The following is a 16,508-nucleotide window of genomic DNA, read 5'->3' as shown; positions in this document are numbered from 1 at the left end:
CAGCCTAGAGAGAGCCCGTCATGTCCCAGTTGCCGTCCTTGAGCCAGTTACGCGATCCCAATGCCTTCCTTCGCCGCCACCTTGGCCCCGATGCTGCCGAGCAACAGGCGATGCTCGACAGCCTCGGCCTCGGCAGCCGGGTCGAACTGATCGAACAGACGGTACCGCCGGGAATCCGCCTGAACCGCGAGCTCGATTTGCCGCCGGCCCTCGACGAAGAGGCTGCGCTGGCCAAGCTGCGCGGGTACGCCGAGCAAAACCAGGTCTGGACCAGCCTGATCGGCATGGGTTACCACGGCACCCTCACGCCGGCCGTCATTCTGCGCAACGTGTTGGAAAATCCCGGTTGGTACACCGCCTACACCCCTTATCAGCCGGAGATTGCCCAGGGGCGGCTCGAAGCGCTGCTGAATTTCCAGCAATTGACCATCGACCTCACGGGCCTCGAACTGGCCAACGCTTCGCTGCTCGATGAAGCCACGGCGGCGGCGGAAGCCATGGCGTTGGCCAAGCGGGTCGCCAAGTCCCGGAGCAATCTGTTCTTCGTCGATGAGAACTGCCATCCGCAAACCATTTCCGTGGTGCAGACCCGGGCCGAAGGATTCGGTTTCGAGCTGATCATCGACGCTGTGGATAACTTGAAACAGCACGAGGTGTTTGGCGCGTTGCTGCAATATCCCGACACCCACGGCGAGATCCGCGACCTGCGTCCGTTGATCGATCATCTGCATGCCCAACAGGCGCTGGCCTGTGTCGCGACGGATCTGCTGAGCCTGCTGTTGCTGACCCCGCCTGGGGAGTTGGGCGCCGACGTGGTGTTCGGCTCGTCCCAGCGCTTCGGTGTGCCGGTGGGGTACGGCGGGCCGCACGCGGCGTTTTTTGCCAGTCGCGATGAGTACAAACGGGCGATTCCCGGGCGGATCATCGGCGTGTCGAAAGATGCTCGCGGCAATGTCGCGCTGCGCATGGCCCTGCAAACCCGTGAGCAACATATCCGCCGGGAGAAGGCCAACTCGAACATCTGCACCGCTCAGGTGCTGCTGGCCAACATCGCCAGTTTCTATGCGGTCTACCATGGCCCGGAAGGACTCAAACGCATTGCCCAGCGCGTCCATCGGTTGACCTGCATCCTCGCCGCTGGCCTGGAGCGTCACGGCATCACTCGCCTCAACACCCACTTTTTCGACACGCTGACGCTGGAGGTTGGTGGTACTCAGACCGCAATTATCGAAAGCGCCCAGGCTGCACAGATCAACTTGCGCATTCTCGGGCGCGGGCAGTTGGGGCTGAGCCTCGACGAAACCTCTGACGAATCCACGGTAGCGAAACTGTTTGATGTGTTCCTCGGTTCTGATCATGGGCTGAACGTCGACGAACTGGACGCTCAAACCCTTGCTTCCGGTATTCCGGCAGGTCTGCTGCGCACCTCACCTTATCTGCGTCATCCGGTATTCAGCGCCCATCACAGCGAAACCGAGATGCTGCGTTACCTCAAGCAACTGGAAAACAAAGACCTGGCGCTCAACCAATCAATGATCCCGCTGGGCTCCTGCACCATGAAACTCAATGCCACCAGCGAGATGATCCCCATCACCTGGCCGCAATTCGCCAACCTGCATCCGTTTGTACCGAAAGAGCAGGCGGTGGGTTATTCGCTGATGATCGAAGAGCTGGAACGCTGGCTCTGCGCAATCACCGGTTTCGACGCGATCTGCATGCAACCCAATTCCGGCGCTCAAGGCGAGTACGCCGGGCTGCTGGCGATCCGCAAATATCACGAGAGCCGTCATCAGGGGGCGCGAGAGATTTGCCTGATTCCGTCCTCGGCCCACGGCACCAACCCCGCCTCGGCGCAGATGGCCGGGATGCGCGTGGTGATCGTCGAGTGCGACGAGGCCGGCAACGTCGATCTGGATGACCTGAAAGGCAAGGCCGCGGACGCAGGCGACAAACTCGCCTGCCTGATGGCGACGTATCCGTCGACCCATGGCGTGTACGAGGAAGGCATCAGCGAAATCTGTGAAGTTATCCACAGCCACGGCGGCCAGGTGTACATGGACGGCGCCAACCTCAACGCGCAGGTGGGATTGGCGCGGCCGGCGGACATTGGCGCCGATGTCTCCCACATGAACTTGCACAAGACGTTCTGCATTCCCCATGGCGGCGGCGGGCCGGGCATGGGGCCGATAGGCGTGCGCGCGCATTTGGCGCCGTTCGTCGCCAATCACCCGGTGGTGCCGATTGAGGGACCGCTGGCGCAGAACGGTGCGGTCAGCGCAGCGCCCTGGGGCAGCGCGAGCATTTTGCCGATCAGCTGGATGTACATCGCCATGATGGGCCCGCAATTGGCGGATGCCAGCGAGGTGGCGATCCTCGCTGCGAATTACCTGGCGCAACATTTGTCCGGGGCGTTTCCAGTGCTCTTCACCGGGCGCAACGAACGGGTGGCGCACGAATGCATCCTCGATTTGCGGCCATTGAAGGCGCTGACCGGGATCAGTGAAGAGGACGTGGCCAAGCGTCTGATGGATTACGGCTTCCATGCGCCGACCATGTCGTTTCCGGTGCCAGGGACACTGATGGTCGAGCCGACCGAGAGCGAATCAAAGGCCGAACTGGATCGGTTTATCGGGGCGATGCTGAGCATTCGCGCGGAAATCACCGAGGTGCAGAACGGTAACTGGCCCGCCGAAGACAATCCGCTGAAGCGAGCGCCGCACACCTTGGCCGATATCACCGGGGTCTGGGAGCGGCCTTACAGCATCGAGCAAGCGGTGACGCCGGATGCGCACACCAAGGCGCACAAGTATTGGCCGGTGGTGAATCGGGTGGACAACGTCTATGGCGACAGGAATCTGTTCTGTGCCTGCGTGCCCGTCGATGATTACCGCTGATCGCCCGGACTACGCAAATCCAATTTAAGAGCGAGCCTGCTCGCGATAGCGGTGCAACAGTCGCTGAAATGTTGACTGATCCACCGCTATCGCGAGCAGGTCGCTCCTACAGGGTTTTGTGTCGGGCAAAAAAATGCCGCTCATGGGAGCGGCATTTTTATTCAGCTGAACAGCTTATTCCGAAGCCACGGCATTCTTTGCCAGGATCGCATTGGCCAGCTCCATGTCCGTCGCCTGCAGGCCCGGATTGTCGGCGCGGACTTTCTGCATTGCGGCTTCCAGATAAGGACCGCGGATGCCGCCGTCGCTGGCAACGAAGCTGCCGGCATCGTCCTGCGCGGCAACGATCAGCTTGTGATCCTTGAAGGTCAGGTAGGTCGAACCGGTGGTGGCACCGGACGAAATGACGTTACGCCAAAAGCTATCGGCCATCGCCGAACCGACTGGAAGGGACAACAACGCGATGGTAGCGACAGCAAGTTTGAGACGCATGATGGGGTGACTCCACTGGTTAACTACGGCGTTGGATGCCTTTCCCCCCATCCAGTTCCGTGACGGCCGTGCCTACTTTTGTTCGCTCTGCGGCGTCACGCGCAAGACTTCCTCGATGGTCGTCAGGCCGGCCGCCACTTTCTGCGCCCCCGACAGCCGCAGGCTGCGCATGCCTTCCTTGAACGCCTGGCGCCGTACCGCCAGCAGATCGGTGTCGGGATTGATCAGCGCCTTAACGCCATCCGTCAGTTGCATGATTTCGTAGACCCCGGCGCGGCCGCGGTAGCCGGTGTCGCGGCATTCCAGGCAGCCGATGGCGCGCTGGGCGTTGGTGGGCAGTGGCGCTTGCCAGGGTTTGGTCAGGGTTTGCCAGTCTTCTTCACCCAACGTCAGTGGTGCCTTGCAGTGCGAGCACAAGGTTCGCACCAGGCGCTGGGCCATGACGCCGAGCACCGTGGCTTTGATCAGGTAATGCGGCACGCCGAGTTCCAGCAAGCGGCTGATCGCGCTGGGCGCGTCATTGGTGTGCAAGGTCGAGAGCACCAGGTGACCCGTGAGCGCGGCCTGGATCGCCATTTCTGCGGTTTCGAGGTCGCGAATCTCGCCGATCATGATGATGTCCGGATCCTGCCGCATCAGCGCGCGAACACCGGCGGCGAAGGTCAGGTCGATGTTGTGCTGGACCTGCATCTGATTGAAGGCCGGCTCGACCATTTCGATCGGGTCTTCGATGGTGCAGAGGTTGACCTCCGGCGTCGCCAGTTTCTTCAGCGTGGTGTAAAGCGTGGTGGTTTTGCCTGAACCCGTTGGCCCGGTCACCAGAATGATGCCGTTGGGCTGGCGGGTCATGTCCTGCCAGCGGCGCAGGTCTTCGGCGGAGAAGCCCAACTGATCGAAGTCCTTGAGCAGCACCTCCGGGTCGAAGATCCGCATGACCATTTTTTCGCCAAATGCCGTCGGCAAGGTCGACAGCCGCAGCTCGACCTCACCGCCGTCCGGGGTCTTGGTCTTCACCCGGCCGTCCTGGGGTTTGCGTTTTTCCGCCACGTTCATTCGCCCGAGGCTTTTCAGGCGGCTGACGATGGCCATGGTCACTTGCGGGGGGAATTGATAGACGTTGTGCAGCACGCCGTCGATGCGAAAGCGCACCGTGCCTTGCTCGCGTCGAGGTTCGATGTGGATATCACTGGCGCGCTGCTGGAAGGCGTACTGGAACAGCCAGTCGACGATGTTGACGATGTGCGCGTCGTTGGCGTCCGGTTCCTGGTCGCTGGCGCCGAGGTTGAGCAATTGTTCGAAATTGCCCAGGTTGCTGGCCTGCTGATCGTTGTTGGTCGCACCGCTGACCGATTTGGCCAGCCGGAAAAACTCGACGCTGAAGCGCTGGATGTCCACCGGGTTGGCCACTACGCGTTTGATCGGCAGTTTCAGCACATGAGTCAGGTCAGCTTCCCAGCCGTTGACGTAAGGCTGGGCGCTGGCCACGGTCACCGCGTCGCGGTCGATGGACACCGCCAGAATCTTGTGACGCTGGGCGAAGGCGTAGGACATCAGCGGCGTAATCGCCGCCACGTTGATTTTCAGCGGATCGATGCGCAAGTAAGGCTGGCCCGCCTGCTGCGACAGCCACAGGGTCAGGCTTTCCAGGTCGAGGTGTTTACCGGGACGGCTGAGGTCGTCCAGGTGCTGGCTGGCGATGAATTCCAGGGGATGCATCTGGCCATGGGTGGCGTGGCGGCGGCGGGCATTGAGCGCGTGTTCGGCCGAGTCCTGGCTGATAAAGCCCTGGGCGACCAGTTCACGCAGCAAATCATTGAGATCCAGCCAGCGGTCCTGAATGGCAAGTTGAACGGACATGCGGGCTCCTCATGAACAACAGTTCGCAAAGGATAGTCGCGGACCCGCCGACCGTTGGGCCACTACCCGACGAAGCCGTGTCGAGGTTTGTCAGCCCGCCGCCTGAACAGGCGCTTCCCGCAGGGAATCAGCCGCTTGCAGCTCCACCGAACACACGTTGATCAGGTTACGTAATTTTTCCGCAATCACTTCTGCGCGATGCCAGCTCAACCCGTCCATGACGATGTCGATCGACATCAGATCGTCCATCCGCTGCGCGCTGACCTGTTGCGGCGTCAGAAACTGCAAAGCGAACAGGTTGAGCGCCCGGCACAGCAGGTCCGGCTCGGCTTCCGCCAGCAGTTGGTAATGAACGCGGCAGTGCGCGTTGCCGGCGTGCCAGACATCGGCGCGGTTAGGCGAGGTGTTCACAGCTTCCAGGTGCGGCATGGTCGGTCTCCAAATCTATGGAGAAATTTTTACATTCGGTGCCGGGCATTTCTTATCTATGATGGGGCTTGTTGGCTATTTTTCGAATTGTTTGATTTGGCCATCTATCAATTACGGGTTTATTTATGCACAGCGAGCTGGATGGCTACGACCGCAAGATTCTCGCGTTGCTGCAAGAAGACGCTTCGCTGTCCAGCGCACAGATTGCCGAGCAGGTAGGGCTCTCGCAGTCGCCGTGCTGGCGGCGGATTCAGCGGATGAAGGAGGAGGGGATCATTCGCGGGCAGGTGACGTTGCTCGACCGGAAGAAGATCGGGCTTAACACGCAGATCTTTGCCGAGATCAAACTCAACGCGCACGGGCGTTCGAACTTCACTGAGTTTACCGAGGCGATTCGCGGCTTTCCCGAGGTGCTGGAGTGTTATGTGCTGATGGGGTCGGTGGATTTTTTGCTGCGGATCGTCACGGCGGACATCGAGGCGTATGAGCGGTTTTTCTTTGAAAAGCTGTCGATGGTGCCGGGGATTCAGGAAGTGAACTCGATTGTGGCGTTGTCGGAGATCAAGTCGACGACGAGTTTGCCTGTCTAGGGTATGCGGTGAATGTGCTGGCCTCTTCGCGGGCAAGCATCGCTCCTACAGGTTTGAGTCGGCCGCCGAATTGGGGTCAACGAAAATACTGTAGGAGCGAGGCTTGCCCGCGAAGGCGGTGTTACATACGCAGCAGCATTTTCCAGGCACGATTCTGATAAACCGCAATGGCCTGCTGCTTGCGCGCATCCAGCGATTCATCGGTGATCGGCTCGTTCGCCAATTGGGCAAGCTGCTTCAGCTCGCCGTACAGGCGGTCCATTTCCGGAATGTCCAGCACGCCACGGGCATGGTGCAGCCAGGCCTGGATGCGCTCGATGCGCGGCAGTTGCTCGGCCAGGTCTTCCGGCTGTTGCTGATAACGCTGCAATTGCAGGGAGGTCGCTTCTTCACCCAGCAAACGCGGCAACCAGCTACCCAACTGCGCAGCACCCTGGCGATTGCCACGGACGTTGCGATCAGCTGCCCAGGTGCGGGCCAGCAACCAACGCGACGTGTTCAGCGAGAACAAGCCCCAGCGCGGGTCTTCCAGTTCTTCGAGGAATTGCTCCGGCGCGGCTTTGCGCACGTCTTCGTCGTCGATACCGGCTTGCACCAGCGGGCGCCAGTCTTCGAGCAATGCATCCAGAGCAACGCGCAGATCGTGAGTCGACTGACGCGGTGCGGCCTGGCCCAGGCTGCTCAGCAAGGCACGCAATTCGGCCAGGTTCTCGACCCAGTCCTGCAACAAGCGCCAGTGGCCATTGAAGCGATACTGCTCGGCCAGACGCTGGCTGCTGCTCAGCAAATGCCAGCTCAGCGCGGCGAATGCATCGTCCAGCGGCGTTTCAGCGGTGATTTGCGGTGCCGGCAGGCTCAACGAATAGCTGTTGGCGTCGTACAAGCGATAACCGCGCTCGGCCTTGCTGATGTCACACGGCATCAGGGCCAGGGTCGCGGCCAGTTCGGCGGCCAGTTCCAGCAGGGCAGCCGGCTCGCCTTCGCGCAGTTCCAGTTCCAGCTCGCAGATTTCTTCTTTCTGCTTGCCGACCACCACGTGGCCCAGGTCCAGCGCGGCTTCGATGACCACTTTGGTCTTGCCGCGGCCCCAGGCGATTTCAGCGCGTTCGCGAACGAAATCGGTGGTGAAGATCGGTTTCAGGGTTTTCTTGTCCAGCTCGGCCAATTCTTCTGGCCAGCATTCGCCGTCGAGTTTTTTCACGTCGAGCTTGGCTTTGGGCAGGTTCCAGTCGTATTCGTTACGCTCGGACAGACCGGCGACGCTCTGGCCTCGGGTCTTGAGGGTCTGAATCACTTCTTCGCCGTCCTTGCGCAGGCGCAGGGCAACCTTGGCGCGGGCCAGGTCGCGCTCAGGCGTGTCGAAGTATTGGTTCATCAACTCACGGCGTTCCCAGCCACTTTTGTTGCGTTTTTTCAGGAGCGGGTGCTCGCGCAGGGCTGCGAGGGTTTCGCGGCTGACGCGGAGTTTGATTTCGGTTTCTTTCTGCATGGCCGGAAAATCCAGGATCGGGAGCGCAGCCGGGGGAAATGTGTGGCTGCCAAGGCCGTGCAGTGTACAGGACTCCTTAGTCCTACGTGCCGCGGCGGTTTATTCCTGTCGCCAGATGGTTCTATGATGGTCTTCAATTCGCGAGTTGGAGTCAGCGATGCCTTTGCCGTCCATGAAAGATCAGTTCGCTGCGCTGATTGCTGCGCCGACGGTCAGCTGTACCCAGCCAAGCCTTGATCAATCCAACCGTCCGGTCATCGACTTGCTGGTGACGTGGCTCGGTGACCTGGGGTTCGCCTGCGACATCCAGCAGGTCAGCCCCGGCAAGTTCAACTTGCTGGCCAGTTTCGGCTCCGGCCCCGGTGGCCTGGTGCTGGCCGGGCATAGCGATACGGTGCCGTTCGATGGCGCACTGTGGCAGACCGATCCGCTGAAACTGACCGAAGTCGACGGCCGCTGGGTGGGCCTTGGCAGTTGCGACATGAAAGGCTTTTTCGCCCTGGCCATCGAGGCGGTGATTCCGCTGCTCGATCAGCCTTTCAAGCAACCGCTGCTGATCCTCGCCACGTGCGATGAAGAAAGCTCGATGTCCGGCGCTCGTGCCCTGGCCGAAGCCGGCCGTCCGCTGGGGCGTGCGGCGGTGATTGGCGAGCCGACCGGACTGAAGCCGATCCGCATGCACAAAGGCATCATGATGGAGCGCATCGACATCCTCGGGCAGAGCGGCCATTCCTCGGACCCGCGCCTGGGACATAGCGCCCTTGAGGCCATGCACGATGCCATCGGCGAGCTGCGTGGCCTGCGCCTGTTGTGGCAGCGTGAATTCCGCAATCCGCAATTCGGCGTGCCGACACCGACCATGAACTTCGGCTGTATCCATGGCGGCGACAATCCCAACCGCATCTGCGGCCAGTGTTCACTGGAATTCGACTTGCGGCCGTTGCCGGGCATGGACCCCAAAGCCCTGCGCGCGGCCATTCTGCAGCGGCTCAACCCGATTGCCGAACGCCATCAGGTGAAGATCAATTACGCGCCGCTGTTCCCCGAAGTGCCGCCGTTCGAGCAGGCCGAGGACGCCGAATTGGTCCGGGTCGCCGAAAAGCTCACCGGCCATCGCGCCGAAGCAGTGGCGTTCGGCACCGAAGCGCCTTATCTTCAGCGTCTTGGCTGCGAAACGCTGGTACTCGGCCCGGGTGATATCGCCTGTGCGCACCAACCGGGTGAATACCTCGAAATGTCACGTTTGCAGCCTACCGTGCATCTATTACGTCAATTGATTGAACATTACTGCCTGACACCGGCCCAAACGCCAATGTCAGCTGGTTGAACCTGTAGGAGCCGGCTTGCTGGCGATGAACGATGACGCGGTTCACCTGATGAACCACGGCGCCTGCATCGCCAGCAAGCCGGCTCCCACAGGTGTAAAATGCCAGTGTCCCAACCCGTATTCATGAGGAGAGCGCGCGTGTCGCCAAGCCTGTTCCGACGATAACCATCAGCCCGCTGTGCGTTTTCAGTTTCGCCCATTTTTTGGCTGCTATTTATTACAGGCCCAGGTTCATGCCCGAATACGTTAATTGGCTTCGTCACGCTTCGCCTTACATCAACGCTCACCGCGATTGCACCTTCGTCGTCATGCTGCCCGGCGACGGCGTTGAGCATCCGAATTTCGGCAACATCGTCCACGACCTGGTGCTGCTGCATAGCCTCGGCGTGCGCCTGGTGCTGGTTCACGGTTCCCGTCCGCAAATCGAAACCCGCCTCGCCGCACGCGGCCTGACCCCGCATTACCACCACGGGATGCGCATCACCGATGCCGCGACCCTGGAGTGTGTGATCGATGCGGTCGGCCAGCTGCGCATCGCCATCGAAGCGCGGCTGTCGATGGACATGGCCTCGTCGCCGATGCAGGGCTCGCGCCTGCGGGTGGCCAGCGGCAACCTGGTGACGGCACGGCCGATCGGCGTACTGGAAGGCGTCGACTATCACCACACCGGCGAAGTGCGCCGGGTTGACCGCAAGGGCATCAATCGCCTGCTGGACGAGCGCTCCATCGTGCTGCTGTCGCCATTGGGCTACTCGCCGACCGGGGAGATTTTCAACCTCGCCTGCGAAGACGTTGCCACGCGCGCGGCCATCGACCTGGGTGCGGACAAACTGCTGCTGTTTGGTGCTGACCTTGGCTTGATCGATGAAAACGGTCGGCTGGTGCGTGAGCTGCGTCCGCAACAAGTCCCGGCGCATTTGCAGCGTCTGGGCAGCAACTATCAGGCGGAACTGCTGGATGCCGCGGCTGAAGCGTGCCGGGGCGGCGTTGCCCGCAGCCATATCGTCAGCTATGCCGAAAACGGTGCGCTGCTGACCGAGCTGTTCACCCGCGACGGTGGCGGTACGCTAGTGGCCCAGGAGCAATTCGAGATCGTGCGCGAAGCGGCCATCGAAGATGTCGGTGGTTTGCTGGACCTGATCAGCCCGCTGGAAGAGCAAGGGATTCTGGTGCGTCGTTCCCGCGAGGTGCTGGAGCGCGAGATTGAGCAGTTCAGCGTGGTTGAGCGCGAAGGCATGATCATCGCTTGTGCGGCGTTGTATCAGATTGCCGATTCGGACGCTGGCGAGTTGGCGTGTCTGGCGGTCAACCCGGAATACCGCCACGGCGGTCGCGGTGATGAGCTGTTGGAGCGCATCGAGACCCGCGCCCGGGCCCAGGGCTTGAAAACCCTGTTCGTGCTGACGACCCGGACCGCTCACTGGTTCCGCGAACGCGGGTTCGTGCCGAGCAGCGTCGAACGCCTGCCGTCGGCGCGAGCGTCGCTGTACAACTATCAGCGTAATTCGAAGATCTTCGAAAAATCCCTGTAACTGCGGGCTTTTGTGGCGAGGGAGCTTGCTCCCGCCGGAGGCCGAAGGACTCCCAAACCCGGCAACTCGGTCTATCAGACATAACGCGTTTATCGGGTTTGGGGGCGCTCCGCAGCCCAGCGGGAGCAAGCTCCCTCGCCACAGGGTTTGTGTTACTCCTGCACGAACTTCGCGCTGACATACGCCGAATAATCCGGCAGCACCGTCTCGACCCTTCCCTTGCTCCTTCAAGAACTTCGCCGTCTCGCCAATGGCCTTGGCCGTGCCGCCGTCCAGCAGCGCCACGCTTGCAGGCGGCAGCGATTTCCGCCGGTTGCCGTTCACCACTTTGACCTTCGAGGCATCCAGGCCCTGAAACGGCGCCAGTCGATTTTCCACCCATGGTCTTTTCGTAAACACCGTCCGCTTGGGGGGCTTTGCTGGGGTCGATACCGGTTTGATAACCGACCGTGAGGTTCGCCGTTTGAACGCTGAGTGAAAAATAATAGCGATACACAAACTGTAACAATTGGTCTGGATAGTGCGCGTTTGGTCGTCATGGCGTGGCCTTTCGGGAGGGGATTGTTTCCGAATGGCGTCAAAGCTGATCGATCTAAAAAACCGCTAAAAAATACCTTTTAGGAATTAATTTTCGAGCCAGCCGCTCTGGCCCGGGACGAGGAATGGAGCGGAGCTTCATTCCTAAAAGGTATTAAAAAGAACAGACCAATTCTTTTTGGGTTTGTGACGAACGCACGACCCTGCAAGGACCAAAAAAAACGGGGATTAGACCATGGTCGTAGACACACATAGTTACGATTGACTTGTGAGTCACGGTCTGGCGCTAATCGCGCATCTTAGGATCCCGGGCATTCGACTCAGGGCCAGGAATACAAGAATTAGAAACGAGAGGAGCTAAAACAATGAACAAGTCCACCTTGGCCTTGGCCGTGGCCGTAGGGGTTTTGGCGCAGCAAGCAGGCGCCGCGGGTTTTATCGAAGACAGCAAGGCATCCGTCAGTTCTCGTACCTTTTACTACGACGCTGACAACCGTGAAGGTGCCAAGACTCCTGCTAACCGGCAGCGAGAGGCTGCCGAGGGTCTGAAGTTCGATTACAAGTCGGGCTTCACTCAAGGTGTCGTAGGTTTCGGTATCGACGCCCAGGCAATGGTCGGTCTCCATCTGGACGGTGGCAAGGGCCATCACCCTGACAATAACTCCTTCAGCCCTAGCGACTCCGATGGTTCGGCAGAGAGCTCGTGGAGCCGTGCGGCGGCCAACGTCAAGGCACGATTCTCGAAGACAGAGGCCCACTACGGTGGCGCCCTGCAACCAAACATGCCGATCCTGATTGCGAACGACAGCCGCGTGCTGCCACAGACCTTCGAAGGTGGCACCATCACCTCGAAGGAAATCGACAACTTCACCTTTAACGTAGGTCAGTTGGAGCATGCGACAGGTCGTGCATCCTCCAACAGCACTGGCCTGGCCGTGGCGGGTGGCACTCAGGACAGTAACCAGTTCCGCTACGCCGGTGCAGACTGGGCGGTCACCAAAGAGCTGACGCTGCAGTACTACTACGCGAACCTGGAAAACTACTACAAGCAGAATTTCCTCGGCCTGGTGCACGTCTACCCGATCGCTCCGAACCAGTCGTTCAAGACCGATCTTCGTTACTTCGACAGCAGCTCCGACGGCAAGAACGGCGACGCCGGCTACCAGTTCAACAACAACAGCGGCTACGCCAAGGAAAGGGGCGTGGTCGATAACAAGACCTGGAGCGCCACATTCACCTATACCCTGGGTGGCAGCGCGTTTCTGCTCGGGCATCAGCGTGTCAGCGATGACGGCGGCTTCGTTTTCCTGAACCAGGGCAACGTGGTTGACGGCAGAGGGCGCAACGAAGGTGCTGGCGGCGCCAGCTTCTACTCGTTCACCGACGCCACGGTCGGCAGCTTTATCCGTGCCGGTGAAAATACCTCGTATGGCCAGTATTCCTATGACTTCGCTTCGTTGGGTGTGCCAGGCTTGAAAGCTTCGGCTGCTTACTTGTATGGCCAGGACATCAAGGCCACCAGCGGTGTGGGTAAGGACCTGAACGAGCGGGAAACCGACCTGCGTGTGGATTACGTGATTCAAACGGGTCCGCTTAAAGGGTTTGGCACGACGCTGCGTCACGGTATGTATCGCGGCAACACCAGCACCCTTGATCAGGACCAGACCCGCCTGATCTTCAACTACACCTACAGCTTCCTGTAACACCCACCAGAAATAGCCTCGCCTCAGGGCGGGGCTTTTTTTCGCGTTTTATTTGATATTCCAAATAGATCTTAAATAGTAATTTATTATTCTTTTTGGATTTTTATCCGGGCGCCTAAAGTGGCAAGCCAAGGAGCCGATACCCTGTGTTCGGTGCGCATAGCTATATTCCGAAATGGCATTAAAAATAATGAAATAAATGTTTTTCGGTTTTACCATGCGCCCCCCAAAAAATCACAGCGGGTAGGCCGCGACCGTAGATGCGCGTTGTCACGTTGACATGCGGTCTGGCGCTAACCGCGCTTTTCAGGATCCAGGGCATCCGACCCGGGACCAGAAGCATAAAAAATTAGAAACGATAGGAGCGAAACAAATGAACAAGTCCACCTTGGCCCTGGCCGTGGCCGTAGGGGTTTTGGCGCAGCAGGCAAGCGCCGCCGGTTTCATCGAAGACAGCAAGGCCACTCTGGGTCTGCGTAACTTCTACATCAACACCGATAACCGTGATGGTTCGGGCGCGAACAAAAACGAAGAGTGGGGCCAAGGCTTCGACCTGCGTTTCATCTCCGGTTACACCCAAGGCACTGTCGGCTTCGGTATCGATGCGATCGGCCTGTTGGGCGTGCGTCTGGATTCGGGCGGTGGTACCAACGGTGCCAGCAATAACTCGTACGGCGGCACAGTATTCCCAAGCGAGTCCAACGGCGAAGCAGTTGATAACTTCTCCAGCCTGGGCCTGACTGCAAAAGCCAAGATCTCCCAGACCGAACTGAAGCTGGGCACGTTGCAGCCAAAGAACCCGGTTATCGTGACCAACGACGGTCGTCTGCTGCCACAAACCTGGCAGGGTGGTCAGATCACTTCCGGCGAGATCAAGGACCTGACGCTGGTTGGCGGTCAGATCGAAGCCGTGAAGGGACGTAACTCCAGCAACAATGAGCAGCTGAGCATCGGCGGCGCCAACGCTCGTACCGCCAGCGGCCGCGACAGCAACAAGTTCATCTATGCCGGTGGTGATTACAAAATCACCAAAGACCTGACTGCCCAGTACTACTACGGCAATCTGGAAGACTTCTACAAGCAGCACTTCCTGGGTCTGGTACACAACTGGGCTATCGGCCCTGGCGTGTTGAAGTCTGACTTGCGCTACTTCAACAGCTCGGATGACGGCGCAAACGGTCACGACCCGCTGTACTACAGCTCCGGCAACTACAGCAGCACCTCCAATGGCAAAGGCAAGGTCGACAACAATCTGTACAGCGGCTTGTTCCTGTACACCGTTGCCGGTCACACCTTCGGTGGTGGCTATCAGGTCAGCAACGGCAGCAGCGACTTCCCTTGGCTGAACCAGGGCGACGGTTCGTCGAACTACACCATCACCGACATGCAAATCCAGAAGTTCGGCCGTGCCGGCGAGCGCACCTGGCAAGCTCGCTACTCGTTTGACTTCGCCAAAGTCGGCGTGCCTGGCTTGACCGCTGGTATGGTTTATCTGCGTGGCGACGATATCGACACCAATCGCACCTCTACTGCTGCAGCCGGTAATAACAGCACCGAGTGGGAACGCGACCTGACTGTCGGTTACGTCGTACCGGAAGGCCCGTTGAAGAACGTTGGCTTGATGTGGAAAAACGCCACCTGGCGCACCAACATCCCGGGCGTTCGCTCCCAGGACGAAAACCGTCTGATCGTCAGCTACTCGATCCCGCTGTTGTAACAGCGCTCGCGTAACCGCTGAAAAAAAAGCCCCGCCCGGCATCTCGCCGGGCGGGGCTTTTGCGTTTTCAAGGCGGGGTCACCCCCGTAATCCCGCCGTGAAAACTCCCTCTTTGCAGCAACTCAAGGCCTTCTCGAACCTTGTCGGCGATGTTCGTCCTGATGTTCGTGGAGGTCCAGTGAAGAGATATTTAATATTCATTTATGATCTAAATTCATCGATATTTATTCTTTTTAATTCATAAGGAACACAGGCAAAGTTGAGCCCGACAAGCACTCATCAGGAGCAGCACCATGAGCCTCAGACTGGGCGATATCGCCCCCGACTTCGAACAGGATTCCAGCGCCGGCACCCTCCGTTTCCACGAATGGCTGGGCGATAGCTGGGGCGTGCTGTTTTCCCATCCGGCGGACTTCACGCCGGTGTGCACCACCGAACTGGGCTTCACTGCCAAGCTCAAGGATGAGTTTTCCAATCGCGGCGTCAAAGCCATCGCCCTGTCCGTGGACCCGGTGGACTCGCATCACAAGTGGATCGAGGACATCAATGAAACCCAGAACACACTCGTCAATTTCCCGATCCTGGCCGACGCGGACCGCAAGGTCTCCGACCTCTATGACCTGATCCACCCGAACGCCAATGACACCCTGACCGTGCGCTCGCTATTCGTGATCGACCCGAACAAAAAGATTCGGCTGACCATCACCTACCCGGCGAGTACCGGGCGCAATTTTCACGAGATCCTGAGGGTGATCGACTCGCTGCAACTTACCGACAACTACAAGGTGGCCACCCCGGCCAACTGGCAGGACGGTGATGAAGTGGTGATCGTGCCGTCGCTCAAGGACGAAGACGAAATCAAGCAGCGCTTTCCCAAGGGTTACCGCGCGGTGAAACCGTACCTGCGCCTGACGCCGCAGCCCAACAGGTAAGCCATCAACATTTTCGGTGTGGCTGGTATCGCCATCATGAGCAGGTAGAACGCTATCCACTGTGGGAGCGAGCCTGCTCGCGATGACGGAATTGCAGGCACCGCAGAAAGATTGAACCGTATCCATAAAGCAGGGGATTTCAGGCCGTTTCGACGGCCTTTTTTTCGCCCGCAGGAAGTGTCTTTTTATATATCCAATGTGCATAACCAAATGAATAAATATGATTTATAGATATAACAATCACCTGTTAAGGTCATCTCCATTACAGCGAGATCGCAAACCGTGAATCGCCAACATCGTGCAAGGAATCATTTGAATGCTGGTCGTCTCACTCGGTGGCAGTCCCAGCCAACGCTCCCGCTCCGGGGTGCTGCTGGAGCGCTCCCAACGCTGGTTGCAGGAGCAGGGTGTGGAAGTGGTGAGTTACCAGGTGCGGGACTTCCCGGCCGAAGACTTGCTTCATGCACGCTTCGACAGCCCGAAGGTGATCGACCTGCTGCAACAGATTGAAAATGCCGATGGCCTGTTGATCGCCACTCCGGTCTACAAGGCGTCGTTCTCCGGCGCACTGAAAACCGTGCTGGATTTGCTGCCCGAGCGCGCGTTGGACCACAAAGTGGTTTTGCCCATGGCGACCGGCGGCAGTATCGCCCACATGCTGGCGGTGGATTACGCGCTCAAGCCGGTGCTGTCGGCGTTGAAAGCCCAGGAAATGCTCCATGGGGTTTTCGCGGTAGACAGCCAGATCGCTTACGGCGAAGGCAGCGCCCAGGCGCAGTTGGCACCAGAGCTGGAACAACGACTGAAGGAATCGCTGGAGCTGTTTTTCAGCGCCATGGCCCGACGGCCCAAGCCGATCGATCCGAAGCTGTTGAATGAACGTTTGTTGAGTGCTCGCTGGAGCATTTAAGTCAGCACTAAAGCCACACCTGAAATTGATGTACTGGCCTTACTCGCCCGCTAACGGGCAAGCAGGTGCAGCCAAAACCCAACTGCAAAAAGGAGAGCG

Annotated in this window: 12 protein-coding genes and 1 pseudogene; 8 read left to right on the top strand and 5 right to left on the bottom strand. The window is 59.3% G+C overall.

Translation table 11 applies throughout. From position 1 onward, the window contains the following. Positions 1-20 precede the first annotated feature (20 nt). Complete coding sequence (gene gcvP, locus HP062_RS19515) at positions 21-2,894, top strand: aminomethyl-transferring glycine dehydrogenase (protein WP_172791898.1); 2,874 nt, start codon at positions 21-23, stop codon at positions 2,892-2,894. Between the two features lie 174 nt (positions 2,895-3,068). On the opposite strand, the gene HP062_RS19510 is transcribed toward gcvP, so the two are convergent. From HP062_RS19510 to HP062_RS19500, 3 genes are all read right to left on the bottom strand, one after another. Further along, the gene (locus HP062_RS19510) at positions 3,069-3,389 is read right to left on the bottom strand and encodes a DUF2388 domain-containing protein (protein WP_169857239.1); all 321 of its coding nucleotides are present in this window, start codon (positions 3,387-3,389) and stop codon (positions 3,069-3,071) included. A 69-nt stretch (positions 3,390-3,458) separates the two neighbouring features. Beyond that, positions 3,459-5,243, bottom strand: coding sequence for a GspE/PulE family protein (locus HP062_RS19505; RefSeq protein ID WP_077747176.1), 1,785 nt, complete (start codon positions 5,241-5,243; stop codon positions 3,459-3,461). A 90-nt stretch (positions 5,244-5,333) separates the two neighbouring features. Beyond that, positions 5,334-5,672, bottom strand: coding sequence for a hypothetical protein (locus HP062_RS19500; RefSeq protein WP_172791897.1), 339 nt, complete (start codon positions 5,670-5,672; stop codon positions 5,334-5,336). 125 nt (positions 5,673-5,797) lie between these two features. Here HP062_RS19500 and HP062_RS19495 point away from each other — a divergent pair, with 125 nt between their 5' ends. Beyond that, entirely contained in the window at positions 5,798-6,262 is a 465-nt protein-coding gene (locus HP062_RS19495) for an Lrp/AsnC family transcriptional regulator (RefSeq protein ID WP_046045137.1), read from the top strand. 121 nt (positions 6,263-6,383) lie between these two features. Here the strand turns inward: HP062_RS19495 and HP062_RS19490 are convergent, their stop codons facing one another. Continuing rightward, the gene (locus HP062_RS19490; protein ID WP_077747177.1) at positions 6,384-7,751 is read right to left on the bottom strand and encodes an inorganic triphosphatase; all 1,368 of its coding nucleotides are present in this window, start codon (positions 7,749-7,751) and stop codon (positions 6,384-6,386) included. Between the two features lie 157 nt (positions 7,752-7,908). On the opposite strand from HP062_RS19490, the gene argE reads away from it, so the two are divergent. Together argE and argA are read left to right on the top strand one after the other, a co-directional pair. After that, positions 7,909-9,078: an acetylornithine deacetylase gene (gene argE / locus HP062_RS19485; RefSeq protein WP_172791896.1), complete on the top strand. Its 1,170-nt coding sequence runs from the start codon at positions 7,909-7,911 to the stop codon at positions 9,076-9,078. A gap of 233 nt (positions 9,079-9,311) precedes the next feature. Continuing rightward, on the top strand, positions 9,312-10,610 hold the full coding sequence (gene argA / locus HP062_RS19480) for an amino-acid N-acetyltransferase (protein WP_172791895.1): 1,299 nt from the start codon (positions 9,312-9,314) through the stop codon (positions 10,608-10,610). 347 nt (positions 10,611-10,957) lie between these two features. Here argA and tauA read toward each other — a convergent pair. Then, positions 10,958-11,149, bottom strand: a pseudogene (gene tauA / locus HP062_RS31520) (taurine ABC transporter substrate-binding protein); the annotation flags it as partial. Between the two features lie 363 nt (positions 11,150-11,512). Between tauA and HP062_RS19475 the strand changes: the two are divergent. The 4 genes from HP062_RS19475 to ssuE all read left to right on the top strand — a co-directional run bounded on the left by HP062_RS19475 (position 11,513) and on the right by ssuE (position 16,409). Then, positions 11,513-12,850, top strand: coding sequence for an OprD family outer membrane porin (locus tag HP062_RS19475; RefSeq protein ID WP_172791894.1), 1,338 nt, complete (start codon positions 11,513-11,515; stop codon positions 12,848-12,850). A gap of 373 nt (positions 12,851-13,223) precedes the next feature. Continuing rightward, positions 13,224-14,567: an OprD family porin gene (locus HP062_RS19470; RefSeq protein ID WP_010466661.1), complete on the top strand. Its 1,344-nt coding sequence runs from the start codon at positions 13,224-13,226 to the stop codon at positions 14,565-14,567. Between the two features lie 293 nt (positions 14,568-14,860). Further along, on the top strand, positions 14,861-15,499 hold the full coding sequence (locus HP062_RS19465) for a peroxiredoxin (protein WP_172791893.1): 639 nt from the start codon (positions 14,861-14,863) through the stop codon (positions 15,497-15,499). A 316-nt stretch (positions 15,500-15,815) separates the two neighbouring features. Further along, complete coding sequence (gene ssuE, locus HP062_RS19460; RefSeq protein WP_010466665.1) at positions 15,816-16,409, top strand: NADPH-dependent FMN reductase; 594 nt, start codon at positions 15,816-15,818, stop codon at positions 16,407-16,409. Positions 16,410-16,508: the final 99 nt, after the last annotated feature.

Origin of the sequence: Pseudomonas sp. B14-6 (genome assembly GCF_013260315.1) — a bacterium.
GTDB classification, from domain to species: domain Bacteria; phylum Pseudomonadota; class Gammaproteobacteria; order Pseudomonadales; family Pseudomonadaceae; genus Aquipseudomonas; species Aquipseudomonas mandelii.
Note: the sequence above shows the minus strand (reverse complement) of the source record. Positions and strands in the feature narration are given on the sequence as shown.